Raw genomic sequence first — 23,174 nt, 5'->3', positions numbered from 1 at the left:
GGTCAACCGGCACAATCGCGGCATGCAAGCGCTGCGACTTTATGCCGGCCCGGCGGCACTCCGGCACATCCAGGCCCACGGCCTGAACCCATCGGACATCGGCGCCATTCCGGCCGCAGCCGGTGGCCCCAAGGGCCTGGTCCTGCTCGGACTGGACCGCTTCATCTTCGGCGAATGGCTGGCTCCCAGCACCCACCGCATCGATCTGATCGGCGCCTCCATCGGCGCCTGGCGCATGGCCACGGCCTGCCTGTCCGATCCGGTGGCGGCCTTCCGCCGGCTCGAGCACGACTACATCCACCAGCATTACGAAGTGCCGCCGGGCCGCAGCCGGCCACCGGCGCGCCAGGTCAGTGAATCGTTCCGGGCCAGCCTCGACCTGTTCTATGGCGGACGCGTGGACGAAGTCCTGGCCCATCCCCGCTGGCGCCTGCACATCGTCACCTCCCGGGGCAAGGGCCTGCTGTCGCGCGACGGGCGTGTGCGCACCCCGGTGGGCTACGCGGCGGCCTATGTGGCCAACATGGCCGGGCGCAAGCACCTGGGCCGCTGGCTGGATCGGGTGGTGTTCTCCAGCGGCGACGTCCAGCTGCCGTTCGCCACCCACGATCTGCCCACGTCGTCGGTGCCGCTGAGTGGCCACAACTTCATGCAGGCGCTGCAGGCCAGCTGCTCCATTCCGTTCGTGCTGGAGCCGGTGTCGGGCATACCCGGCGCGCCCGCCGGCGCCTACTGGGACGGCGGCATCACCGACTACCACCTGCATCTGCACTACCAGCTGCCGCCCGCATCCCCCATCGTGCTGTACCCGCACTTCCAGCCATCGGTGATCCCCGGCTGGCTGGACAAGGCGCTGCGCCGCCGGCATGGCGCCACGGCGGCGCTGGAGCACATGCTGGTGCTGGCCCCGTCACCGCAATGGGTGCAGCGGCTGCCCGGCGGCAAGCTGCCCGACCGCACCGACTTCACCCGCTACGGTCCCGACCTGGCGGGCCGGGTGGCCGCCTGGAAGGCCGCCACCGCCGCGAGCCAGCAGCTGGTGGACGAATGGCAGGTGTGGCTGGCCCGACCCGATCCCTCGGTCGTCCGTCCGCTGTGATCGAGGGCGGGATAATCGGGGGCATGCCCCGCTACGTCACCGCCGCCCTGTACCTGTTCACCGATCTGCCCGACCACGCCGAGCTGCGTGAGCCGCTGCTGCGGGTGTGCGAGGCCAACGGGGTGCGCGGCACGCTGTTGCTGGCGGGCGAAGGCATCAACGGCACCATTGCCAGCCTGGACGAAGGCCCGGAGCGGGGCGTGCACGCGGTGCTGGCCCACCTGAAGGCCGACAGCCGGCTGGCGCGTCTGCAGTGCAAATGGTCCTGGAGCGACAAGCCACCGTTCCACCGGATGAAGGTGCGTATCAAGAAGGAGATCGTCACGCTGCGGGTGCCCGGACTCGATCCGAACAGCACCGTGGGCACCTATGTGAAACCGTCCGACTGGAATGCGCTGATCAGCGATCCGGAGGTGCTGCTCATCGACACCCGCAACGACTACGAGGTGGCCATCGGCACCTTCGAGAAGGCGGTCAACCCGGGCATCCGCAGCTTCACCGAGTTGCCGGGCTGGCTGGAGCAACAGCCAGCCCTGCAGGGTGATGCGGGTCGCAAGACCAAGGTGGCCATGTTCTGCACCGGCGGCATCCGCTGCGAAAAATCGACGGCGCTGCTGAAGATGCGGGGGTTTGAAGAGGTCTACCACCTGGAAGGCGGCATCCTGAAGTACCTGGAAGAAGTGCCCGCCGGACAGAGCCGCTGGAAGGGGGAGTGCTTCGTCTTCGACGAGCGGGTCAGCGTGGGGCACGGCCTGGTGCAGGGTCCGCACGAACTGTGCCGTTCGTGCCGCTGGCCGCTGACGCCCGAAGATCGAACGTCACCGTTGTTCGTCAGAGGGGTCAGCTGCCCCCAGTGCCACGACCGGCGAACCCCGGAAGAGAAAGCCCACCTGGCCGAGCGGCAGCGCCAGGTGGAACTCGCGGAAGCCCGGGGCACGACCCACGTCGGCCACGTCCCGGATCCGCACTGACCTCAGCAGCGCAGCAGCGGTGCGATCTCGCCTGCGGCCTGCAAGGCCAGTTCCACCGGCGAACCGCCCTCGGCCGTACCGATGAACTCCTCGCTGGCCAGCTGCAGCTGCCAGTCGAACCGGTAGACATCGTTGTCCAGCCGCAGCCGGCTGGTCACGATGCCGGCCGCTTCCCCCCGTGTGGAGCCGGCATCGAGCCGCACCGTGCCCGACGCCAGCGGGTTCTCGGTGGCATCCGGGGTGGCGGCATCGAGCTGGAACACGGCGATGCCCCGGCTGCGCAACACATGCGCGGCCACCGGCAGCAAGCCGGTCTTGACCCAGGACAGGGATTCCTGATCGGCGGGGGGTTCGGTCGGCAGCCAGATGACCTGGGGACCGCCCTCGGCGTTGTCGGCCGTGGCATCGGCACCCAGCTCGGGGTGCGCACCTTCGCGCTTGACGGGCAGGCCGACCCGGTAACCCACACGGTGCACCGTCTTGATCACACGGGCGGCCTGTCCGTTGTCGCCCAGGGCCTTGCGGACCTTCATGATGCATTGGGCAATCACCGAGTCGCACACGAAGTGGTTGAACCAGACCTTCTCCAGCAGCTCGCCTTTGGTGACCACCCGGCCTTCCTGGTGGAGCAGGTAGGCCAGCAGGTCGAAGGCCCTGCGCTCCAGCCGGATGAGTTCCCCGTGGCGGGTGGCCTCGCGGGTGTCGCAGCGCACGGTGAACTCGCCGAAGTGGAAGACGGCGCGGGATTGGGACGAAAAGGCTGGCGAAAGGTTGACGTCTGAATCGTCGTTCATGGGGCCTCCGGCTGGATGAGCGGTTGGAACGGACCTGTCGGTTGTGTTGGCATGTGCCTGATAGGTCACGCAAACACAACGCAAATAAAATTAAAGCATTACAGTTTTTTCAGGTCTGACCGGTCCCTGTCAGACCTGACAGGTCTCACCGTTCCGTCACGCGCAGCAGCCGCAGGTCGTCAAAGAGAGGTGGCCAGCATCTGTTCGTAATCGTCCCTGGAGGCCAGCCGCGGGTTGGTCTTGTGGCAGTGGTCGGCCAGGGCGCCATCGATGATCCGGGCGAAATGGGCGTGCTCGACCCCCATGGCCGCCAGCCCCGAGGGCAGGCCCAGACGCGCATTCATGTCGGCGATCGCCGGTCCGATGTCGCTGCCCGATGCCAGGCCCATGGCCTGTGCCATGCGGTCGAGGCGTTTCTCGGCCTGCACCGACGGCGCGGCGGCATTGAAGCCCACCACCGCCGGCAGGAACACCGCGTTGAGGGTGCCGTGGTGCAGGCGCGGGTTCACGCCGCCCAGGCTGTGGCTGAGGCTGTGCACGCAGCCCAGTCCCTTCTGGAAGGCCATGGCGCCCTGCATGGAGGCGCTCATCATCTGGAGCCGCGCGTCGCGGTCCTGGCCGTTGCGGGTGGCGCGCTCGATGTGGGCCCAGCCCCGGGCCAGCCCGTCCAGGGCGATGCCGTCGGCCGGCGGATTGAACGCAGCCGCCATGAAGGTTTCCATGCAGTGGGCAATGGCGTCCATGCCGGTGGCGGCTGTGAGGGAGGGCGGCAGGCCCAGGGTGAGATCGGGGTCGAGCAGGGCGGTGCGGGGCACCAGGTGCCAGCTGTGGAAACCGAGCTTGCGGCCGTCGTCGACGATGACGATGGCGCCGCGCGCGACCTCGCTGCCGGTGCCGGCGGTGGTGGGGATGGCAATCAGCGGCGGGACCGCGGTGGTGATCAAGGGCGAGCCGCCTTCGATGGTGGCGTAGGTCTTGAGCGGACCGGGATGGGTGGCCGCGATCGCCACGCCCTTGGCGCAGTCGATGGCACTGCCGCCACCCAGGGCGATCAGGCCGTCGCAGCCCTGCTGGCGGTAGAGGTCGGCGGCGGCGCGCACGGCGGCTTCGGTGGGGTTGGACGGGGTCTGGTCGAACACCGGCACGGCGGCATCGCCGAGGGCGGCCAGCGCCTTGTCCAGCAGCCCGGCCTGGCGGATGCCGGCGTCGGTGACCACCAGCGGGCGGGTGATGCCGCAGCGTTCGCATTCGGACCGCAGCTGGGCGAGCGCGCCGAAGTCGATGAGGATGTTTGTCACGTACAGGATCTGGGCCACGCTGGGTCTCCGGTTATGGTCATGGGTGGCGAAAACTATACGGAGGCGGACCGCCGGTGCGGTCCCCGATAGGACACACCGTCCATGGCCCACCACCCTCATCACCCGTCTCATCACCCCCATGCACATCACGCCCATGCGCATCCGGTGGCCGATCGCCACCGCCTGACCCCGGCCATGCGCGGCGTGCTGGACCGCATCGACCGCGCGGGTCATCCGCCCATGCACACGCTCGCCCCGGACCAGGCCCGGGCCGCCTACGAGGCCGGTGCGGGTGTGCTTGATGTGCCGGCGGTGCCGCTGGCCCGGGTCGAGGCGCTGTCCATTCCATGCCGTGACGGGCACCGGCTGAATGCCCGGCTGTTCTCGCCATCGCCGGACCCCGGCCTGCCGGTGCTGCTGTACCTGCATGGCGGCGGTTTCACGGTGGGCAGCGTGGCCACCCATGAGCCGCTGTGCCGGCAGCTGGCCGCGCTCGCCGGCTGCGCCGTGGTGTCGGTGGACTACCGGCTGGCGCCGCAGTGGAAGTTCCCGACCGCGGTGCACGATGCCTGGGACAGCCTGCAGTGGCTGCACCGCGAGGCACCGGCGCTGGGGCTGGATCCGGCCCGCATCGCGGTGGGGGGCGACAGTGCCGGAGGCACCTTGTCGCTGGTCACGGCGCTCACCGCCCGCGATGCCGGCCTGCCGCTCTCCATCCAGCTGCTGTTCTACCCGGGCTGTGCCGGCCACCAGAACACGCGCAGCCACCACGAATTCGCGCACGGCTTTCTGCTGGAGAAGGCGCACATCGACTATTTCTTCGGGCACTACCTGCGCGGCCCGGCCGACCGGGACGACTGGCGCTTCGCCCCGCTGGATGGCGTGGACGACACCGGCCACCCGGTGGACCTGGACGGCGTGGCGCCCGCCTGGATCGGGCTGGCCGAGTGCGATCCGCTCACCGACGAGGGCATCGCCATGGCCGACCGCCTGCGCATGGCCGGCGTGGCGGTGGACCTGGAGATCTACCCGGGCATGGTCCACGGCTTCATCCAGTTCGGGCGTGCGGTGCCCCAGGCCCTGGCGGCGCATCGCCACGCGGCCCAGGCCCTGAAACAGGCTTTTCAATCCCCTTGACCGGAGCACCCCATGCCTCTGCAGCGATCCGATTTCCGCTTCTTTCACCGCCTGCGTGTGCGCTGGGCCGAGGTGGACATGCAGCGCATCGTCTTCAATGCCCACTACCTGATGTACTTCGACACCGCCATCTCCGACTACTGGCGGGCGCTGGCGCTGCCCTACACCGAGGCCATGGAGCAGCTCGAAGGCGACCTGTACGTGGTGAAGGCGACCATCGAATTCCATGCCTCGGCCACGCTGGACGACCAGATCGACGTGGCCATGCGCTGCACCCGCATCGGCAGTTCGTCCATCACCTTCAGCGGGGCCATCTTCCGGGGCGACCAGCACCTGATCAGCAGCGAGATCGTCTATGTGTTTGCCGACCCCGCCACGCAGAAGTCACGCCCGGTGCCCCAGGCGCTGCGCGACATCCTGCTGGGCTATGAGGCCGGCGAGCCGGTGGCAAATCTGGCCGTGGGCGGCTGGGGGGAGCTGCAACACGGCGCCTTGGCACTGCGGTCCCGGGTGTTCATCGAGGAGCAGGGCATCGACCCGGCGATCGAGCTCGATGCGCTGGATGCCGACGCGGTGCACGCGGTGCTGACCAACCGCCTGGGTCAGCCGGTGGCCACCGGACGGCTGCTGGTGCACGAGCCCGGTGTCGGCCGGATCGGCCGCATGGCGGTGCACCGGGTGCTGCGGGGCGGGCGTTTCGGGCAGCAGGTGCTGGATGCGCTGATCGCCGCGGCCCGCGCACGGGGCGACCGCCAGGTGCTGCTGCACGCGCAGCGCAGTGCCGAGGGCTTCTACCGGCGCCTGGGTTTCCAGGTGCAGGGCGAGCCGTTCGAAGAAGCCGGCATCGCCCATATCGAGATGGTCAGGTCGCTCTGATCCGGTCGATCTGCTCGCAGCGGTGTTGCTGCGGGTCGAGCTGCGGCCGGTGATCACCGGGCGGGTGTTGCCATTCGTCCAGGCGGGCGGCATGGCCCTCGGCGTGGCGCCAGATGCGCAGCAGCGTGGTGCTGCGGGTTCCGTAGCCGCAGCCCGGCATGCGCACGAACGGGCTGGAGAGCGCCCGCTCCATCTCCAGCGGCACGCCGGTGCGGGGCAGGGCATGGTCCGGGGCCGCCTGGTGGTCGGTCAGGGTGCCCATCAGGCCGGCATGCGTCGGGGTGCCTTCGGACGCCTGCAGGGCATTGCACAGCTGGAGGGTCTTGGGCCAGGGCGTGTTCAGGCTGGCATTGGACAGGCCGTAGAGGCCCGGACCCAGCGCTCGGTCGAAGCGTCGGGGCGTCTGCTCCGCGTGCGGGTTGGCCGGATCGCGGTTGCTGACCCAATGCCATCGACCACGAGCCGGATCTCCCGGATCTGCCAGATCGCCCAGCACCAGGTTGAATCCGCCGTATTGCTCGGGCGCCAGCGACTGCACGAAGGCGGTCGGGTCGTCGCGGCCGGACAGCCAGCGCGACACCAGTTCACCCCGGCTGCGTCGGCCGCGCTCGGGCGTGGCTTGCCGCACGTTGGTGAGCCAGGCCACGCGACCGGTCGGCCCCAGCCCCAGCCAGGTGCCGCCGTCGCGCAGGTCGCGCCCGGCCAGCACCTCGGCGCCGTCATCGGTGCGCCAGCGGTGCAGCGGCTCGGTGGGGCGATCGAACGATTCGTCCCGGTTGGACGCCAGCCACAGCGGCAGGTCAGGGCGCAGGCCGATGGCAAACGCGATCAGGCACATGCCGGGGGCTCAGATGTCTTCCAGCAGGGGGTAGGGCAGGGGCAGCAGGCTCAGCGGCTGGCCGTCGACCAGCAGCGTGCCGCCGGCCATGGCGCTGGTCTGCAGGGATGCGATGGCGTCGAAGCCGCCGTCCGGGTGGGGCGCGGCCTGGGCGATGAGCCCGCACGGCTGCGAGGGGTCGCTGTCGTGGAACACCTCCTGGCCGGCGGCCAGGGGCACGGCGGCATGCACCAGCGCACCGCGCCGCTTGAGCGTGCCGCGGAACTGGCTGCGGGCCACGACCTCCTGGCCCGGGTAGCAGCCCTTCTTGAAGTTCACGCCGCCCACCGACTCGTAGTTGAGCATCTGCGGCACGAAGGCCTCGAACACCGGCTGGCTGAGCGTGGCCACGCCGCTGCGCACCTCCAGCCATGCCCACAGGGCCGGGTCCAGCGCAGGCACGTCGGCCCGTGCGCTGCCGGCCGGCGCCACCTGCAGGGCGCGGCCCATGCCCTCAGCCGGGTACAGGCGCACGGTGCTGGTGTCGTCCTGCCTCAGGTGACTCCAGGGCGTGGCGGGCAGGCCGGTCGGCACCGCATCGCCGCTCAGCCCCTGCAGCTCGAAGTCCGCCGTGGCGTCGCTGAGCCTGACCTTCGCGCGCAGCACGAACATCGACAGGCGCTTGAGCGTGGCGGGCAGCAGATCGCGCGAGCAGACCAGCAGGATGTCGTCATGGGCGCGCTTGAAGCCCACAAAGCTGGCCTGCATGCGGCCCTTGGCCGAACAGAAGGCGGCCAGACGGGCCTCCGACAGGCCCAGCAGCGAAAAGTCCTGGGTCAGTTGCCCGTGCAGGAAGGCGGCGGCATCGTCGCCGTGGGCCCGGATGATGCCCAGGTGGTCGAGCGGGGTGCGTCCGTGGAAGGTCATGGGGGAAGGCGTGGTGTGGCGCGCCAGCAGGCGCGAAGCCCTGGATTATCATGGCCGTCCACCCCGGGCGACGTCCCGCCCCGCCATCCCCCTGACGCCGTCTCGCCCGTGTTCGGACTCCTCAAACGCCTCTTTGTGTTCGCCCTGCTGGCGCTGGTTGCCGCCGCCGGCCTGGCCTGGTGGTGGCTGGACCGGCCCTTGCCGCTGGGTGCCGAAGCGCCCTTGCTGGTCGAGGTCCCTGCCGGATCGTCGGCCCGTGGCGTGGCCCAGCGGCTGAGCAAGGCCGGTGTTCAGGTGCCGCCACTGGCGCTGGAGGCCTGGTTTCGCGCCTCGGGTCAGGCCCAGGACATCAAGGCCGGCGTGTACGAAGTGCCGGCGGGCTTCACGCCGAAGGACCTGCTGCGCCGGCTGGTGTCGGGCGAGCAGGCGCTGTTCAGCGTGTCCATCATCGAAGGCTGGACCTACCGGCAGGTGCTGGACCTGCTGCGCCGCCATCCCGACCTCACGCCCGATCTGCAGGGCCTGAGCGACGCCCAGGTCATGAACCTGATCGGCAAGCCCGGCGTGCACCCCGAGGGCCGGTTCTTCCCCGACACCTACCGCGTGGCGCGCCGGTCGCCGGCATCCAGCGTGCTGCGGCAGGCAGCGGCGGCCATGGACGAGCAGCTGGCCCAGGCCTGGGCCCAACGCTCCCCGGATTCGCCGCTGCGCACGCCGGAGCAGGCGCTCATCCTGGCCAGCATCGTCGAGAAGGAAACCGGCCTGGCCAGCGACCGGCCGGAGATCGCCGGCGTTTTCAGCAACCGGCTGCGCATCGGCATGCGGCTGCAGACCGATCCCACCATCATCTACGGGCTGGGCGAGCGCTTCGACGGCAACCTGCGCCGGGTGCACCTGGAAACCGACGGCCCGTACAACACCTACACCCGAACCGGGCTGCCACCCACGCCCATTGCGCTGCCCGGACAGGCCTCGTTGCGCGCGGCGGTGCAGCCCAAGCCCACCAGCGCGCTGTACTTCGTGGCCCGTGGCGACGGCTCCAGCCAGTTCAGCGCCACCCTGGACGAGCACAACGCGGCGGTGCGGCGCTACATCCTCAACCGCTGAAAGCACTGGCGACCATGCAGTCCGGTCTGTTCATCACGTTCGAAGGCATCGACGGTGCCGGCAAGTCCACCCACATCGGCGCGGTGGCCGACGCATTCCGGCGCCACGGCCGTACCGTGCGCCTGACCCGCGAGCCCGGCGGCACGCCGCTGGCCGAAAAGCTGCGTGAACTGGTGCTCAACGACCCGATGGACCCGCTGACCGAGGCCCTGCTGATGTTCGCCGCCCGGCGCGACCACCTGCAGCAGGTCATCGAGCCGGCCCTGGCCGCCGGCGAGGTGGTGCTGTGCGACCGCTTCACCGACGCCACCTTTGCCTACCAGGGCCACGGACGTGGCTTCGATCTGCAGGTGCTGTCGCTGCTGGAGGCCTGGGTGCAGGCCATGCCCGACGACACCGTGCGCCAGCCCGACATGACGCTGTGGTTCGATCTGCCGGCCGCGGTGGCCGCCACCCGCCTGGCCTCGGCCCGGGTGCCGGACCGGTTCGAGGCACAGCCGCAGGTCTTTTTCGAGCGGGTGTCCGCCGGCTACGCCGCACGGGCGGCCGCCGCCCACCACCGGTTTGTGCGCATCGACGCGCATCAACCGCTGGAACGCGTGGCCGACGAGGTGCGGGCCGCTCTGGCTGCACGCACCTGGCTGCCGGGAGCCGGGGCATGACGGACGCCCGGACCCTGCCACCCTGGCTGCAGCGCCAGCTGGAGTCGCTGCTGGCCCAGCGCGGTCACGCGCTGTTGCTCACCGGGCCGAGCGGCCTGGGTCAGTACGAGCTGGGCATGGCGCTGGTGCGGGCCTGGTTGTGTGAAAACCCGCTGCCCACCGGTGCGTGCGGCACCTGTGGCAGCTGCCACGCCATCGATGTGCGCACCCATGCCGACCTGCGCGTGCTCATGCCCGAGACCCTGTGCCTGGAACACGGCTGGCCGCTGGACGAGTCCACCCAGAAAGAACTGGACGACAAGAAGCGCAAGCCCAGTCGCTGGATCCGGGTCGATGCCGCCCGCGATGCCGTGGGCTTCGGTCAGACCACCCGCTCGCGCGGGCGGACCAAGGCGGTGCTGGTGTTCCCGGCCGACCGCCTGAACACCGAATCGGCCAACGCCCTGCTCAAGACCCTGGAAGAGCCGGCCGGCGACCTGCGTTTCCTGCTGGCCACCGAAGCGGCCGACCAGCTGCTGCCCACGGTGCGCAGCCGTTGCCAGAGCCATGCCCTGGCCTGGCCCGACGAAGACGAAGCCCTGGCCTGGCTCCAGGCGCAGGCCGGGCAGGGTGTTGACCGCGCCACCGCCCTGGTGTGGTGGCGCGCGGCCGGTGGTCGACCAGCCGATGCGCTGGCCTGGGCGTCGCTGGGACTGACCGAAGCGGTCTGGCGGGCGCTGCCGCGCGCGCTGGCCAAGGGCGACTGGAGCAGGCTGGCCGACTGGGGTGCCGCCCGCCAGCTCTCCGTGCTGCAACAGCTGTGCCATGACCTGATGGTCCATGCCACGGGCGCAACGCCCCGGTACTTCAGGCCCGAGGATCTGCCGGCGCCGCCACCCTGGCGGGCCCTGGCCAACTGGTCGCGCGAGCTGGGAGCGGCAGCGCGCACGGTCGAGCATCCCTTCAATGCCGGCCTGATGCAGGAGGCCTGGGCCGCCCGGGCCCGCCAGGTGCTGGGCAAGGGCGTGACTTCTGTGGCGGCACGGACTCAGTCAGCCCGGGTATCGGTATGAGGCGGCAACGCTTGCCGCTACACTGCGCCCCATGAGCACCAACCCGTCTTCGTCGGCCGCCCGGCCGAGCGTGATCCAGCTCTCCATCAAGGAAAAAGCGGCGCTGTACGCCGCCTACATCCCCTTGTTCGCAGACGGCGGCATCTTCATTCCCTCGGCGCGGGACTACAAGCTGGGCGACGACGTGTATGTGCTGCTGAGCCTGCCGGACGATCCCCAGCGCTACCCGGTGGCCGGCAAGGTGGCCTGGGTGACCCCGGCCAAGGCCCAGGGTGGCAGGACCCAGGGCGTGGGCATCCGGTTTCCGGCCGACGACAAGTCGCGACAGCTCAAGCTCAAGATCGAGGAGATCCTGGGCGCCTCCATCGGCTCCGACCGGGCGACCCAGACCATCTGACCGGGCCCGTGCCCGGCCCCTGACAACGACACCGCCCCGGGCGGTGTCTTCATTTGGCGAACCGACATGTTCATCGACTCCCATTGCCACCTGAGCTTTCCCGAATTGCGGGAACGCCTGCCCGAGATCCTTCAGGCCATGGCCGACGCCCAGGTCAGCCAGGCGCTGTGCATCTGCACCACACTCGAAGAGTTCGACCAGGTGCACGCCCTGACCGCGCAGCCGCAGCTCTGGGCCACGGTGGGCGTGCACCCGGACAACGAAGGCGTCCAGGAGCCCTCGCTGGACGATCTGCTGGCGGGCGCCGCGCGCGCCAAGGTGGTGGGCATCGGCGAAACAGGACTGGACTACTACCGGCTGGAAGGGCGTTCGCTGGCCGACATGGAATGGCAGCGCGAGCGGTTCCGGACCCACATCCGCGCCGCACGGCAGACCGGTTTGCCGCTGGTGATCCACACCCGGTCGGCATCCGACGACACGCTGGCCATCCTGCAGGAAGAGGGTGGCTTTGCCAGCCCGCAGGCGGGCACGCCGGTGGCCCGTGGCGTGTTCCATTGCTTCACCGAGACCGAGGCCGTGGCCCGTGCGGCGCTGGACCTGGGCTTCTACATCTCGCTCTCGGGCATCCTCACCTTCCGCAACGCCGCCGACCTGCGCGACGTGGCGCGTTTCGTGCCGATGGATCGCCTGCTGATCGAGACCGACAGTCCCTACCTGGCGCCCGTGCCGTTCCGGGGCAAGACCAACACCCCGGCCCTGGTGCCCTGGGTGGCGCGCCAGCTGGCCGAGCTGCGCGGGATGTCGGTGGAGGCGGTGGCGCAGGCCACGAGCGACAATTTCCACGCGCTGTTCAACCGGGCCCAGCCGGTCGAAAAACCTCAAGCAACACTTCAATGAAATGAAAAAGCGCGTTGTTCTTAAATCATTTTTGGCCATGGCGGCATGGCCACTGCTGGCCCAGGCAAACTCGTTTGAACGCTTCTTCAGCGCCATCCAGCGGGACGACGCCGATACCCTGCAAGACCTCGCCGCGCGGGGCTTCGACCTGAACACGGTCAACCCGCAAGGCGAACACCCGCTGTTCCTGGCCATGAAGGCCGAGGCCTGGCGCGCGGCGGCGTTCCTGATCTCGCGCCCGGAGGTGAAGGTCGAGTCCCGGTCTTCCAGCAACGAGACGCCGCTCATGATCGCGGCCATCAAGGGCCGTCTCGACCTGGCACGGGGCCTGATCGAGCGGGGGGCCGAAGTCAACAAGCCCGGCTGGACCCCGCTGCACTACGCTGCCACCTTCCCCGGCCCGGCGGCGCCCGACATGACCCGGCTCATGCTGGAGCACCACGCCTACATCGATGCGGAATCCCCGAACGGATCGACACCGCTGATGATGGCCGCCCAGTACGGCAACACCACGGTGGTCAAGCTGTTGCTGGAAGAGGGTGCCGACCCGCTGCTGAAGAACAAGCTGGGGCTGACCGCCATCGACTTTGCCCACCGCGCCAACCGGGCCGAGGCCGCCGGCATCATTGCGGCATTCGTGAGGGCCCGGCAACCCCGTGGCACCTGGTGAGGGCCGCTGTCCACGTCCCCTGAGTAGGTGTAACCCACATTTGCGGGGTGTGGCGCACGCCGGACAATCCCGGCCACCTTCCATCTGAGGAGACGTCGTGAAGTTGGCCAGTCAAAAAGATTTTCTGTCGGGATTGATGTTCACCATCGTGGGGGCCTCGTTCGCGCTGGGCGCCCGTGAATACGAAGTGGGCGGCGCCGCCCGCATGGGACCCGGGTATTTCCCCATGATGCTGGGCATCCTGCTGACCGTGCTGGGCGTGATCGTCACCATCCAGTCGTTCCGCAAGGGGGGCGCCGACGGCGACCCGGTGGGCTCGATCGCCTGGCGCCCGCTGTGCTTCGTGCTCGGCGCCAATCTGCTGTTCGGTGCGCTGCTGGTCGGTGTTCCCGCCCTGGGCATCCCGGCTTTCGGTCTGGTGGTGGCCCTTTATGTGCTGGTCATCGTGGCGGGTTTTGCCCAGCCGGGCGGCAACATCAAGCATTCGCTGGTGCTGGCCACCGTGCTGGCCGTGGGCAGCTACGGCGCCTTTGTCTACATGCTCAACCTGCAGTTCCCGGTGTGGCCTGCGTTCCTGACCGCCTGACCCGGAGACACCTGCCATGGATCTGATCAACAACCTCTCGCTGGGATTCGGTGTCGCGTTCACCTTCCAGAACCTGCTGTACGCCTTCGTCGGCTGCCTGCTGGGCACGCTGATCGGCGTGCTGCCGGGGATCGGCCCGCTGGCCACCATCGCCATGCTGCTGCCGGCCACTTACGGCCTGGAGCCGGTGTCGGCTCTCATCATGCTGGCCGGCATCTACTACGGCGCGCAGTACGGTGGCTCGACCACCGCCATCCTGGTGAACCTGCCGGGCGAATCGTCCTCGGTGGTGACCGTGATCGACGGTTACCAGATGGCGCGACGGGGCAGGGCAGGCCCTGCGCTGGCGGCTGCCGGTCTGGGCTCGTTCTTCGCCGGCTGCGTCGGCACTCTGGTGCTGGCCGCCTTCGCGCCGCCGCTGACCGAGGTGGCGCTGAGCTTCGGGCCGTCGGAGTACTTCGCGCTGATGGTGCTGGGTCTGATCGGTGCCGTGGTGCTGGCCTCGGGTTCGCTGATCAAGGCCCTGGCCATGATCGTGCTGGGCCTGCTGGTGGGTCTGGTGGGCACCGACGTGAACTCGGGCGTGGCCCGCTACACCTTCGACATTCCCGAACTCACCGACGGCATCAACTTCGTGGTGATCGCCATGGGCGTGTTCGGCTACGGCGAGATCATCAGCAACCTGTCGCACTCGGAAGAGAAGCGCGAGGTCTTCACCGGCAAGGTGACCGGCATCATGCCCACGGCCGAAGACTTCAAGAACATGCTGCCGGCGGTGATCCGCGGCACCTCGCTGGGCGCGGTGCTGGGCATCCTGCCGGGTGGCGGCGCGCTGCTGTCGTCGTTTGCGGCCTACACCATCGAGAAGAAGACCAAGCTCAAGCCGGGCGAGGTGCCTTTCGGCCAGGGCAACATCCGTGGTGTGGCAGCGCCCGAGTCGGCCAACAACGCCGGCTCGCAGACCTCGTTCATCCCGCTGCTGACGCTGGGCATCCCGCCCAACGCCGTGATGGCGCTGATGGTGGGTGCCATGACCATCCACAACATCCAGCCCGGACCGCAGGTGATGAGCAGCAACCCGGAGCTGTTCTGGGGCCTGATCGCGTCCATGTGGATCGGCAACGCCATGCTGGTGATCCTGAACCTGCCCCTGATCGGCATCTGGATCAAGCTGCTGACCGTGCCTTACCGCTGGCTGTTCCCGGCCATCATCCTGTTCTGCGCCATCGGCGTGTACTCGACCAACAACAACAATTTCGACATCTGGATGGTGGCGCTGTTCGGCCTGATCGGCTACGGCTTCATCAAGCTGGGCTGCGAGCCGGCGCCCTTGCTGCTGGGCTTCATCCTGGGTCCGATGATGGAAGAGTACCTGCGGCGTGCGCTGCTCATCTCGCGCGGCGACTGGAGTGTTTTCGTGACGCGTCCGATTTCGGCCTCGCTGCTGGTCGCGGCCCTGGTGCTGCTGGCCATCGTGCTGTTGCCGTCGATCAAGAAGAAGCGCGAAGAGGCCTTCGTGGAAGACTGACGCTGCCGTCGTCCCATGACCAGGAAACCGCCAGCGATGGCGGTTTTCGTCGACACCTTGAGATTCCACGATGTATATTATGTAAATATAAGGAGACGGATCGTGAAGCTCAGTCCGGCGGCCTGCCCAGGTGCCACTCCACCCAGGTAAATACCCCCTTGGGTGGCCCTGTCGAACGACCGTTCGCGACCTACAATTCGTCGCCTCCACAACCCATGGCAGCTTCGATCTGCCGAACGTGAAACCATGAAACACCTGCTTTTCTCCCTGACCCTGATCGGTGCCGTGACCCTGGCCGCCTGCGGCAAGAAGGAAGAGCCCGCTGCCGCCGCTCCGGCACCGGCACCGGCCGCTGCACCGGCTGCTGCTCCGGCCGAGATGCCCGAGCTGAAGGTCGCGATCGACCCGACCTACCAGCCGTTCACCTTCAAGACCGCCGACGGCAAGCCCACCGGCTTCGACGTGGACATCGCCGAGGCGCTGTGCACCGAGATCAAGCGCAAGTGCGTGTACGTCGAGCAGGTCTGGGACAGCATGATCCCCGGTCTGCAGGCCAAGAAGTACGACGTGATCATCAGCTCCATGTCGATCACCGACGAGCGCAAGGCCGTGGTGGACTTCACCGACAAGTACTACAACACCCCGAGCCAGATCGTGGTGAAGAGCGACACCAAGTTCACCGACCTGGCTTCGCTCAAGGGCAAGAAGATCGGCGTGCTCAAGGGCAGCACCCAGGAAAAGTACGCCATGGGCGAACTCAAGACCGTGGGCGTGAACGTGGTGCCCTACGAGGCGCAGGACCAGGTCTACCTCGACATCAAGTCGGGCCGTCTGGATGGCACCGTGGCCGATCGCGTGGAAGTCACCGGTGGTTTCCTGAGCAAGCCCGAAGGCCAGGGTTATGGCTTCGTGGGTCCTGAGCTGAAGGAGCCCAAGTACTTCGGCTACGGCGTGGGCGTGGCCCTGCGCCAGGGCGAGACCGAGCTCAAGGACCAGCTCAACGGCGCCATCAAGGCCATCCGCGCCAACGGCACCTACGACACCATCGCCAAGAAGTACTTCGACTTCGACGTCTACGGCCAGTAAGGACACCCAGGTTTGTCCGGCTATTTCAGCTCCATCCTGCAAGGCGCCCTCCTGACGGTGGGCGTCTCGCTGGCCGCCTTGCTGGTGGCCATCGTGCTGGGGCTCATCGGTGCTGCCGCCAAGCTGTCGGGTCGTCCGCTGGCTGTGGCGGTGGCCACCGTGTACACCACGCTGGTGCGTGGCATTCCCGAACTCGTGCTGATGCTGCTCATCTTCTATGGCGGCACCATCGGCCTGAATCACCTGATGGAAGCGCTGGGCAGCAAGAAGACGGTGGACATCAATCCGTTTCTGGCCGGCGTGCTCACCATCGGCTTCATCTACGGTGCCTACATGACGGAAACCTTCCGGGGCGCCATCCTCTCGATCCCCAAAGGCCAGATGGAAGCCGCCTGGGCCTTCGGCATGGGTCGGCTGCAGACCTTCCTGCGCATCACGCTGCCGCAGATGGTGCGTTACGCCCTGCCCGGTTTCACCAACAACTGGCTGGTGCTGATCAAGGCCACGGCGCTGATCAGCCTGATCGGCCTGCATGAAATGACGTACCTCGCCAAGCAGGCCAGTTCGGCCACCCGCGAGCCCTTCACCTTCTACCTGTTCGCGGCAGCGCTGTTCCTGGTCTACACCTCGGTGTCGCTGTGGGGCCTGCGCTGGCTGGAGCGGCGGTTCAGCATGGGCGTGCGCCGTGGACACGTCTGATCCCACCCGGAGCCGATGCCGATGAAGTGGGAGGTGATCTTCCGACCGGACACCCTGGCCATGTACGGCGAGGGTCTGCTCACCACCCTGGGTCTGCTGCTGTCCTCGCTGATCATCGGGGGCATCCTGGCCCTGGTCTTTGCCCTGGCGCTGGTCAGCCGCATCGCGGTGCTGCGCTGGGTGGTCGGGGCCTACACCTATGTGATACGGGGCACGCCGCTGCTGATCCAGCTCTACCTCATCTACTACGGCATTGCCCAGCTGGAATGGGTGCAGGACCGCTGGGACACCGTGTGGCCGTGGACCCACTTCAAGGACCCGTTCTTCTGTGCGCTGCTGGCCTTCAGCCTGAACACGGCCGGCTACACCGCCGAGATGATCGCAGGCGCCATCCGCGAAACCGCCGCCGGCGAGATCGAGGCCGCCCAGGCCATGGGCATGAGCCCGTGGCAGGCCATGCGCCGCATCGTGCTGCCCAGTGCCCTGCGCCGCACCCTGCCCGCGTACAGCAACGAGGTGGTGATGATGCTGCACAGCACCAGCATCGCCAGCGCGGTGCCGGCCATGCTGGACGTCACGGCGGCTGCCAGCCGCATCTATTCCGACTTCTACCTGCCGTTCGAGGCCTACATCGCGGCGGCCGCCATCTACCTCACCATCACCTTCAGCCTGGTGGGACTGTTCCGCCTGGCCGAGCGCCGTTTCCTGGCCCATCTGGCGCCCCGCGCCCACTGAAGACCCGCCATGACGCGCACCGAACATCCGCTGCTCAGCCCCAGCCTGGGGTCCTGCAAGCAACTCGTGTCGTTCGGCTTTGGTGATCCGCAGGCACGTCCCAAGGTCTACATACAGGCCAGCCTGCATGCCGAGGAACTGCCGGGCATGCTGGTGGCGCACCACCTGCGCGGCTGGCTGGAAGCCGCGGAAGCGGCCGGGCACCTGCGGGGCCATGTGGTGCTGGTGCCGGCCGCCAACCCCATCGGCCTGAACCAGCGGCTGGACCACAAGCCCATGGGGCGGTTCGAGCTGGACACGGGTGAAAACTTCAACCGCCACTACCCCGATCTGGCCCAGGCCGTCTGGGAACCGCTGCAGCCGCTGCTCACCGATGACCCGGCCCGCAACGTGCAGGCGGTGCGCCAGCTCACCGCCGCCTGGCTGGACGCGTGGCAACCCGCCACCGAACTGCAGAGCCTGCGCCGCCACCTGCTGAAGCTGGCCCACGATGCCGACCTGGTGCTGGACCTGCACTGCGACTGGGAAGCCGTGATGCACCTCTACGCCGAGCAAGCCTGCTGGCCGCCGCTGGAGCCGCTGGCCCGGCTGCTGGGCGCGCAAGCCGTGCTGCTGGCCAAGGACTCCGGTGGTGGTCCGTTCGATGAATGCCTGTCGGGCCAGTGGTGGCAGCTGGCCGACCGCCTCAAGGCGGCCGGCCTGAACCACCCGCTGCCGCAAGGCTGTGCCAGCACCACGGTGGAACTGCGCGGCGAGGCCGACGTGCTGCACGAGCACGCCACACGCGACGCCCAGGCCTTGCAGGCCTTCCTGGTGCATGTGGGTGCCGTGGCCGGTGATGCCCCTGCCCTGCCACCCCTGCCCTGCCGCCCCACCCCGCTGGCCGGCTCGGAAACCCTGCACACCCCGGTGCCGGGCGTGGTGGCCTACCGAGCGAAAGCCGGCGACCGCCTGGCCGTGGGCGATCCGGTGGCCGATGTGATCGATCCGACCGCACCCGGGCAATCCCGTGTGCACACCGTGCGCGCCGGCGTGGCTGGCGTGCTGTATGCGCGTGTGTCCAGCCGCTATGCGGTGGCGGGCGCCGAGATCGGCAAGATCGCCGGCGAACATGCCTTCCGTACCGGGCCCCTGCTGGGTGCCTGACCTCCCTGAAACCTGACTCCCCCCATCCCATGACCGACGCTGCAGCACCGGCCAACACCCGCCCCTTGCTGGAGGTGCACGACATCCACAAGCGCTTCGGTGCCAACGAGGTGCTCAAGGGCGTGTCGCTCCAGGCCCGTGCGGGCGACGTGATCAGCCTGATCGGCAGCTCGGGCTCGGGCAAGAGCACGCTGCTGCGCTGCATCAACCTGCTGGAAAAGCCCAACAGCGGGCGCATCGTCCTGGGCGGTGAAGAGCTGGAGCTCAAGGCCGACAAGGCCGGTGAACTGCAGGCGGTCAAGGCCGAGCAGCTGCAGCGCCTTCGCACCCGGCTGGCCATGGTGTTCCAGCACTTCAACCTGTGGGCCCACATGACGGTGCTGCAGAACATCATCGAAGCGCCGGTGCATGTGCTGGGCGTGCCGCGCGACCAGGCGGTGCAGACCGCCCGCAAGTACCTGGAGCGCGTGGGCCTGCAAGGCGTGGAAGACCGTTACCCGGCCCACATGAGCGGTGGTCAGCAGCAGCGGGTGGCGATTGCCCGGGCACTGGCGGTGGAACCGGCCGTGATGCTGTTCGACGAACCCACCAGCGCGCTCGATCCCGAGCTGGTGGGCGAGGTGCTGCGGGTGATGAAGCTGCTGGCCGAAGAAGGCCGGACCATGCTGGTGGTGACCCACGAAATGGGCTTTGCCCGCGAGGTGTCGAGCCATCTCATCTTCCTGCACAAGGGCTGCATCGAGGAACAGGGCGTGCCGGCCGAGGTGCTGGCCCGCCCGAAGAGCGAGCGCCTGGCCCAGTTCCTCAAGGGCAACCTGAAGTGAGGCTCAGCCCCCGGTTCTGGGGGGCCGCGAGAGTTCCATGGCGTCGCGGGCCAGGCGGAACTTGAGCGTGGGCGCGGTGAAGTCGGTGAAGGGTGCGCCCATGGCAATCTCGCCGCTGTCGTGCAGCACGCATTCCTGGCGCCGCAGTGCAATCACCTGCTGGCTGCCCTCGAACCGGACCCAGGTGCCGTAGCTGCTGGTGTCTTCCAGCGTGAAGTTGCCCGAGCGGTGGTCGATGCGCGCATGCAGCCGCGACACCCGGGGATCGGACACGGTGAACTGGGCTTCGGCCACCCGGCCGATGGCCACCGGCAACTCCGCCATGGTGAAACGCCGCGAGGTGTCCAGCCAGCTCAGCTCGATGCCGCCCCCCTTGGCGCCCCGCCCCTGGGGCAGCATGTGCAGCGCAGCGGGCACGGTCAGGAAATCGGAGTTCACCTCGGTCTGCCATTCGATGCGGTAGACGTGGCTGGGATCGGTCTTGCCCCGGATCTGCATGGGGCCCAGGTTGCGGTAACGCACCGTGCTGCCGGGGCTGAGCGCCTCGATGACGCTGGCCGACGCCAGGATCTGTTCCGGGCCCGCCAGGTCGCTGAGGCGCGACGCCATGTTGACCGCATCGCCGAAACAGTCGCCGTCCACCAGCACGATCGGCCCGCGCGCCAGACCGATCTGCAGCTGCAGTTTCAGCGGCGCCGGCCACTGCTGCACCCGCTGGGTGTGTTCGGTCTGCACCTGCACGCAGGCCTCGATGGCACGGCGCGAGTCCGGAAACGACATCAGCACGCCGTCGCCCAGCATCTTCACCACCGTGCCGCCGTGCTCCTGCGCCTTGGCGCCGATCCACTGGGTGATGCGGGTGATGGCCTTGGTGGCCCGGTCGTTGCCCAGGGCTTCGAACACCGAAACGCTGCCGGTGAGATCGGCGAAGGCAATGGTCAGATCGGGCATGTCGAGCAGCAACTCGCGGTCTTAGGTATTACAAGGTTAATGCAAAAACTCAATATCGAATGCTAACCGCATGATTTGACTGTTGTTTTTTTTGTTCACAGGGCCATCATGAATTGCGGCTGTCATGAGGCCAGCTTATCCTGAACGCCACGTTACACCTGACACATCTGCACCATGCGTCTGTTCAAGCAGGGATTGCCCCACAGCCTGTCGGCCCTGCTTCTGGGTCACGACGGACCACGTCGCCACCCGGGAGCCGCCGAAGCCGACCCGGTCGAGCCGGTTCGTCAGGCCATGCTGGACGTGCTGGGTGAGGACGGTCACCGCCTGAACCCCACGCTCTCGCGTCGCCTGCGCTTCCTGCACGATGCGCAGGCCCTGTGGTACGCGCGCTCCGAGGTGGTGGCCACACTGAGCCAGCTCCACGGCGAAGCCGAAGCCGTGTCCCGCGTGCAGCGCCTGCTGCCGCTGTTTGAAGGCCGCATTCCGGCCAGCCTGATCGCATCCTGCCGCGTGCCGGGCCGCTGAGCCGTTCACCGCGTCATCCCCAGAAGATCAGGGCATCGCGTCCCTGTACCGCCAGATCGACCGGCTGCCCCACCGGCAGCACCACCTTGGTGGGCACATGCCCGAACGGCAGCCCGCCCAGCACCGGCGCCTTGATCTGCATGCGCAGCCAGGCGGCCACCGTGTTCATGCCGAAACCCCGGTCGTAGCCCGCCACCGGCTGATGGCCGGTGAAGCGCCCCAGCAGCACCGCCTTCTGCCGGCCCAGCACGCCGGCGTGCAGCAGCTGCGTGAGCATGCGTTCGATGCGGTACGGGTGCTCGTTAACATCCTCCAGGAACAGCACGCCCCCCCGAATGTCCGGCATGTAGGGCGTACCGACCAGGCTGCACAGCACGCTGAGGTTGCCGCCCCACAGCGTGGCCTGGCGGATGTGCAGGCCGCGCTCGGGCAGCGTGGCGGCGTCCGGCGCCGGCAGGCGCCAGCCGGTGCCCTCCCCGTGGCCGACCAGCAGATCGTCGAAACAGGCTTCCATGATGTCGTCGGGCGTGCCGGCCACGCCGAAGTCCTCGCCCAGCGCCGGACCCGCCCAGGTCGGTGTGCCCTGCCCGGCCAGCACCGCCATCTGAAAGGCGGTGAAGTCGCTCAGGCCCACGAAGTGCGTGCCGCGCTGCACCGCCTTGGCAATCGCCTTGCCGGGCAGCGCCGGCAGCAGGCGTGTGAGGCCGTAGCCACCGCGGCTGATGAGGGCCACGTCGGCCCCGCTGGCGGCGGCCCGGCCGATGGCCTCCAGGCGGGTGGCGTCGTCCCCGGCGAACCGCATGTGGGCGGTCAGGGCGGCCGGGTCGATCTCGACCTCGTGGCCCAGCGCCTGCAGCCGCTTCACGCCGCGGCGGAACGCGGCCTTGTCGCGCACGGCGCTGGACGGGGAGTAGATGTAGATGTGGCTCATGGGCTCAGGGTGAAGAAGGAGACTGGAAATGGACCAGGGCCTGGCGCGCCACCGGCTCGCCGTGCTCCTGGACAAAATGCCCGGCCTGCGACAGCACTACGGGCTCGGGGCAGTTGCGGATGCAGCGGTGCAGCCGGCGCATGACCGGCTCGCCCAGCACCGGGTCGGCCGCGCCGATGACCATCAGGCTGCGGCCCTGCCAGCGCTCGGACCAGAACACGGCGGCCTCGCGCGAGACGGCAGCGCCCTCGTCCTGCGGCTGTTCGGGCACCAGCGTAGGGAAGGCGCGCAGGGCGGCGCGGTGGCCGCGGTCGGGGAAAGGTGCGTCGTAGGCGGCGCACTCGGCGGCACCCAGCTGCGGGTTGCCGCGCGCGAACAGGCGCGAGACGCTGTAGTCGGGCCGCTCGGCGCACATCTGGCGCCAGGCCAGAAAGCCGGGCGACAAGGGCTCCTGGCCCGTGGCGAGCAGCGTGTTCATGACCAGCAGGCCCTGGTAGCGCTGCGGCGCCGCCATGGGCAAGGTCAGGCCCAGAATGCCGCCCCAGTCCTGCACCACCAGCACCACCCGCTGCAGGTCCAGCCGTTCGATGAATTCCAGCAGCACCTGGCGGTGAAAACCGAAGCTGTGGGCCGTGGCCTTCTTGGGCTTGTCGCTGCGGCCGAAGCCGATCAGGTCGGGAGCCACCACGCGGTGACCGGCTGCGGTCCAGACCGGGATCATGTGCCGGTACAGGTAGCTCCAGGCCGGATTGCCATGCAGGCACAGCCAGGTGATGGGCGCATCCGGCGGGCCTTCGTCCACGTAGGCCATGCGCCAGCCGTTCTGCGACGGCAGATCCTGCACATGGCGGACCCGCCACGGAAAGCCGGGCAGATCGGCGAAGGCGGCGTCGGGCGGGCGCAGCGCGTCGTCGCGCAAGGGCTGGGCATTGACCCGGCGGGGTTGAAAGAACGTCCGCAGCAGCGCGGCCGATGCATCGGCCAGCACACCACCGGTGACACGGGTGTGGTGGTTGATCTGCGGCATGGCAAACAAGTCGGTCACCGAACCGGCCGTGCCGGTCTTGGGATCGGTGGCACCAAAGACCACCCGCTCCAGCCGGGCATGCAGCATGGCGCCGCTGCACATGGCGCAGGGCTCCAGGGTGACGTAGAGGGTGCAGCCGTCGAGCCGGTAATTGCCGAGTCGCTCGGCCGCAGCCCGCAGGGCCACGATCTCGGCATGGGCGGTGGGGTCGTGGGCGGCCACCGGGGCGTTGGCGCCGGTGGCGATCACCTCACCGTTGCGCACCACCACCGCGCCCACCGGCACCTCGCCGCGGGCGGCGGCGGCCCGGGCCTGGTCCAGCGCCAGCCGCATGAAGGCCTCGTCGCGCGGGTCGTGGGCAGAAGCGGGGGACATCCGTCGAGTGTAGGCCAGCCCCAGGGTATTCCCGGGTCGGCGCGGCGGCCTCTG

General features: G+C 68.6%; 25 protein-coding genes. 18 read left to right on the top strand and 7 right to left on the bottom strand.

What is annotated here, in order from left to right; all coding sequences use genetic code 11:
* Positions 1–22: 22 nt before the first annotated feature.
* Together WD026_RS04130 and WD026_RS04125 are read left to right on the top strand one after the other, a co-directional pair.
* Positions 23–1,099: a phospholipase gene (locus WD026_RS04130; RefSeq protein ID WP_425722377.1), complete on the top strand. Its 1,077-nt coding sequence runs from the start codon at positions 23–25 to the stop codon at positions 1,097–1,099.
* A gap of 23 nt (positions 1,100–1,122) precedes the next feature.
* Positions 1,123–2,070: a rhodanese-related sulfurtransferase gene (locus WD026_RS04125; RefSeq protein WP_425722376.1), complete on the top strand. Its 948-nt coding sequence runs from the start codon at positions 1,123–1,125 to the stop codon at positions 2,068–2,070.
* Between the two features lie 2 nt (positions 2,071–2,072).
* Here the strand turns inward: WD026_RS04125 and WD026_RS04120 are convergent, their stop codons facing one another.
* Entirely contained in the window at positions 2,073–2,864 is a 792-nt protein-coding gene (locus tag WD026_RS04120) for a winged helix-turn-helix domain-containing protein (protein WP_425722375.1), read from the bottom strand.
* A 179-nt stretch (positions 2,865–3,043) separates the two neighbouring features.
* Entirely contained in the window at positions 3,044–4,180 is a 1,137-nt protein-coding gene (locus tag WD026_RS04115) for an iron-containing alcohol dehydrogenase (RefSeq protein WP_425722374.1), read from the bottom strand.
* A 177-nt stretch (positions 4,181–4,357) separates the two neighbouring features.
* Between WD026_RS04115 and WD026_RS04110 the strand changes: the two genes are divergently transcribed.
* Positions 4,358–5,299 carry an alpha/beta hydrolase gene (locus WD026_RS04110; RefSeq protein WP_425723198.1) on the top strand — a complete coding sequence of 314 codons (942 nt, stop codon included), beginning with the start codon at positions 4,358–4,360 and terminating at the stop codon, positions 5,297–5,299.
* A gap of 12 nt (positions 5,300–5,311) precedes the next feature.
* Complete coding sequence (locus WD026_RS04105; protein WP_425722373.1) at positions 5,312–6,175, top strand: YbgC/FadM family acyl-CoA thioesterase; 864 nt, start codon at positions 5,312–5,314, stop codon at positions 6,173–6,175.
* Here WD026_RS04105 and WD026_RS04100 read toward each other — a convergent pair.
* Together WD026_RS04100 and WD026_RS04095 are read right to left on the bottom strand one after the other, a co-directional pair.
* Positions 6,162–7,013, bottom strand: coding sequence for an NRDE family protein (locus WD026_RS04100; RefSeq protein ID WP_425722372.1), 852 nt, complete (start codon positions 7,011–7,013; stop codon positions 6,162–6,164). The genes WD026_RS04105 and WD026_RS04100 overlap by 14 nt on opposite strands.
* Positions 7,014–7,022: 9 nt before the next feature.
* The gene (locus WD026_RS04095; protein ID WP_425722371.1) at positions 7,023–7,919 is read right to left on the bottom strand and encodes a YgfZ/GcvT domain-containing protein; all 897 of its coding nucleotides are present in this window, start codon (positions 7,917–7,919) and stop codon (positions 7,023–7,025) included.
* A 108-nt stretch (positions 7,920–8,027) separates the two neighbouring features.
* Here WD026_RS04095 and mltG point away from each other — a divergent pair, with 108 nt between their 5' ends.
* From mltG to WD026_RS04030, 13 genes are all read left to right on the top strand, one after another.
* Positions 8,028–9,026, top strand: a complete 999-nt coding sequence (mltG, locus tag WD026_RS04090; RefSeq protein WP_425722370.1) for an endolytic transglycosylase MltG — start codon at positions 8,028–8,030, stop codon at positions 9,024–9,026.
* A 14-nt stretch (positions 9,027–9,040) separates the two neighbouring features.
* Positions 9,041–9,688, top strand: coding sequence for a dTMP kinase (gene tmk / locus WD026_RS04085; RefSeq protein WP_425722369.1), 648 nt, complete (start codon positions 9,041–9,043; stop codon positions 9,686–9,688).
* On the top strand, positions 9,685–10,740 hold the full coding sequence (locus WD026_RS04080) for a DNA polymerase III subunit delta' (RefSeq protein WP_425722368.1): 1,056 nt from the start codon (positions 9,685–9,687) through the stop codon (positions 10,738–10,740). The genes tmk and WD026_RS04080 overlap by 4 nt, the downstream gene beginning before the upstream one ends.
* A 31-nt stretch (positions 10,741–10,771) precedes the next feature.
* Complete coding sequence (locus WD026_RS04075) at positions 10,772–11,137, top strand: PilZ domain-containing protein (RefSeq protein WP_086119676.1); 366 nt, start codon at positions 10,772–10,774, stop codon at positions 11,135–11,137.
* Between the two features lie 66 nt (positions 11,138–11,203).
* A complete protein-coding gene (locus WD026_RS04070) occupies positions 11,204–12,034 on the top strand; it encodes a TatD family hydrolase (RefSeq protein WP_425722367.1) in 831 nt (276 codons plus the stop codon).
* A gap of 37 nt (positions 12,035–12,071) precedes the next feature.
* Complete coding sequence (locus WD026_RS04065; protein WP_425722366.1) at positions 12,072–12,704, top strand: ankyrin repeat domain-containing protein; 633 nt, start codon at positions 12,072–12,074, stop codon at positions 12,702–12,704.
* A gap of 97 nt (positions 12,705–12,801) precedes the next feature.
* Positions 12,802–13,290: a tripartite tricarboxylate transporter TctB family protein gene (locus WD026_RS04060; RefSeq protein ID WP_425722365.1), complete on the top strand. Its 489-nt coding sequence runs from the start codon at positions 12,802–12,804 to the stop codon at positions 13,288–13,290.
* A gap of 16 nt (positions 13,291–13,306) precedes the next feature.
* On the top strand, positions 13,307–14,818 hold the full coding sequence (locus WD026_RS04055; protein WP_425722364.1) for a tripartite tricarboxylate transporter permease: 1,512 nt from the start codon (positions 13,307–13,309) through the stop codon (positions 14,816–14,818).
* Between the two features lie 246 nt (positions 14,819–15,064).
* On the top strand, positions 15,065–15,904 hold the full coding sequence (locus WD026_RS04050) for an ABC transporter substrate-binding protein (protein ID WP_425722363.1): 840 nt from the start codon (positions 15,065–15,067) through the stop codon (positions 15,902–15,904).
* A gap of 12 nt (positions 15,905–15,916) precedes the next feature.
* Positions 15,917–16,603, top strand: coding sequence for an ABC transporter permease (locus tag WD026_RS04045; protein ID WP_425722362.1), 687 nt, complete (start codon positions 15,917–15,919; stop codon positions 16,601–16,603).
* Between the two features lie 15 nt (positions 16,604–16,618).
* Positions 16,619–17,338, top strand: a complete 720-nt coding sequence (locus tag WD026_RS04040; RefSeq protein ID WP_425722361.1) for an ABC transporter permease — start codon at positions 16,619–16,621, stop codon at positions 17,336–17,338.
* 9 nt (positions 17,339–17,347) lie between these two features.
* The gene (locus WD026_RS04035) at positions 17,348–18,484 is read left to right on the top strand and encodes a succinylglutamate desuccinylase/aspartoacylase family protein (protein WP_425722360.1); all 1,137 of its coding nucleotides are present in this window, start codon (positions 17,348–17,350) and stop codon (positions 18,482–18,484) included.
* Between the two features lie 29 nt (positions 18,485–18,513).
* Positions 18,514–19,308 (top strand): ABC transporter ATP-binding protein, encoded by a 795-nt coding sequence (locus WD026_RS04030; RefSeq protein ID WP_425722359.1) that lies wholly within the window; start codon positions 18,514–18,516, stop codon positions 19,306–19,308.
* Between the two features lie 3 nt (positions 19,309–19,311).
* On the opposite strand, the gene WD026_RS04025 is transcribed toward WD026_RS04030, so the two are convergent.
* Complete coding sequence (locus tag WD026_RS04025; protein WP_425722358.1) at positions 19,312–20,259, bottom strand: adenylate/guanylate cyclase domain-containing protein; 948 nt, start codon at positions 20,257–20,259, stop codon at positions 19,312–19,314.
* Between the two features lie 174 nt (positions 20,260–20,433).
* Between WD026_RS04025 and WD026_RS04020 the strand changes: the two genes are divergently transcribed.
* Positions 20,434–20,787, top strand: a complete 354-nt coding sequence (locus WD026_RS04020) for a hypothetical protein (protein ID WP_425722357.1) — start codon at positions 20,434–20,436, stop codon at positions 20,785–20,787.
* 13 nt (positions 20,788–20,800) lie between these two features.
* Here WD026_RS04020 and WD026_RS04015 read toward each other — a convergent pair whose 3' ends face one another.
* Complete coding sequence (locus tag WD026_RS04015) at positions 20,801–21,718, bottom strand: LD-carboxypeptidase (RefSeq protein ID WP_425722356.1); 918 nt, start codon at positions 21,716–21,718, stop codon at positions 20,801–20,803.
* A 4-nt stretch (positions 21,719–21,722) separates the two neighbouring features.
* Entirely contained in the window at positions 21,723–23,120 is a 1,398-nt protein-coding gene (gene tadA / locus WD026_RS04010) for a tRNA adenosine(34) deaminase TadA (RefSeq protein ID WP_425722355.1), read from the bottom strand.
* Positions 23,121–23,174: the final 54 nt, after the last annotated feature.

It is taken from the genome of Hydrogenophaga sp. R2, from assembly GCF_049843595.1.
GTDB lineage: Bacteria > Pseudomonadota > Gammaproteobacteria > Burkholderiales > Burkholderiaceae_C > Hydrogenophaga.
Note: the sequence above shows the minus strand (reverse complement) of the source record. Positions and strands in the feature narration are given on the sequence as shown.

Excerpts from the sequence above, each read along its gene's own strand:
- WD026_RS04130 (WP_425722377.1), top strand. The coding sequence starts at position 23 with ATGCAAGCGCTGCGACTTTATGCCGGCCCGGCGGCACTCCGGCACATC.
- WD026_RS04125 (WP_425722376.1), top strand. The coding sequence starts at position 1,123 with ATGCCCCGCTACGTCACCGCCGCCCTGTACCTGTTCACCGATCTGCCC.
- WD026_RS04120 (WP_425722375.1), bottom strand. The coding sequence starts at position 2,864 with ATGAACGACGATTCAGACGTCAACCTTTCGCCAGCCTTTTCGTCCCAA.
- WD026_RS04110 (WP_425723198.1), top strand. The coding sequence starts at position 4,358 with ATGCGCGGCGTGCTGGACCGCATCGACCGCGCGGGTCATCCGCCCATG.
- WD026_RS04105 (WP_425722373.1), top strand. The coding sequence starts at position 5,312 with ATGCCTCTGCAGCGATCCGATTTCCGCTTCTTTCACCGCCTGCGTGTG.
- WD026_RS04100 (WP_425722372.1), bottom strand. The coding sequence starts at position 7,013 with ATGTGCCTGATCGCGTTTGCCATCGGCCTGCGCCCTGACCTGCCGCTG.
- WD026_RS04095 (WP_425722371.1), bottom strand. The coding sequence starts at position 7,919 with ATGACCTTCCACGGACGCACCCCGCTCGACCACCTGGGCATCATCCGG.
- tmk (WP_425722369.1), top strand. The coding sequence starts at position 9,041 with ATGCAGTCCGGTCTGTTCATCACGTTCGAAGGCATCGACGGTGCCGGC.
- WD026_RS04080 (WP_425722368.1), top strand. The coding sequence starts at position 9,685 with ATGACGGACGCCCGGACCCTGCCACCCTGGCTGCAGCGCCAGCTGGAG.
- WD026_RS04075 (WP_086119676.1), top strand. The coding sequence starts at position 10,772 with ATGAGCACCAACCCGTCTTCGTCGGCCGCCCGGCCGAGCGTGATCCAG.
- WD026_RS04070 (WP_425722367.1), top strand. The coding sequence starts at position 11,204 with ATGTTCATCGACTCCCATTGCCACCTGAGCTTTCCCGAATTGCGGGAA.
- WD026_RS04065 (WP_425722366.1), top strand. The coding sequence starts at position 12,072 with ATGGCGGCATGGCCACTGCTGGCCCAGGCAAACTCGTTTGAACGCTTC.
- WD026_RS04055 (WP_425722364.1), top strand. The coding sequence starts at position 13,307 with ATGGATCTGATCAACAACCTCTCGCTGGGATTCGGTGTCGCGTTCACC.
- WD026_RS04050 (WP_425722363.1), top strand. The coding sequence starts at position 15,065 with ATGAAACACCTGCTTTTCTCCCTGACCCTGATCGGTGCCGTGACCCTG.
- WD026_RS04040 (WP_425722361.1), top strand. The coding sequence starts at position 16,619 with ATGCCGATGAAGTGGGAGGTGATCTTCCGACCGGACACCCTGGCCATG.
- WD026_RS04035 (WP_425722360.1), top strand. The coding sequence starts at position 17,348 with ATGACGCGCACCGAACATCCGCTGCTCAGCCCCAGCCTGGGGTCCTGC.
- WD026_RS04030 (WP_425722359.1), top strand. The coding sequence starts at position 18,514 with ATGACCGACGCTGCAGCACCGGCCAACACCCGCCCCTTGCTGGAGGTG.
- WD026_RS04025 (WP_425722358.1), bottom strand. The coding sequence starts at position 20,259 with ATGCCCGATCTGACCATTGCCTTCGCCGATCTCACCGGCAGCGTTTCG.
- WD026_RS04020 (WP_425722357.1), top strand. The coding sequence starts at position 20,434 with ATGCGTCTGTTCAAGCAGGGATTGCCCCACAGCCTGTCGGCCCTGCTT.
- WD026_RS04015 (WP_425722356.1), bottom strand. The coding sequence starts at position 21,718 with ATGAGCCACATCTACATCTACTCCCCGTCCAGCGCCGTGCGCGACAAG.
- tadA (WP_425722355.1), bottom strand. The coding sequence starts at position 23,120 with ATGTCCCCCGCTTCTGCCCACGACCCGCGCGACGAGGCCTTCATGCGG.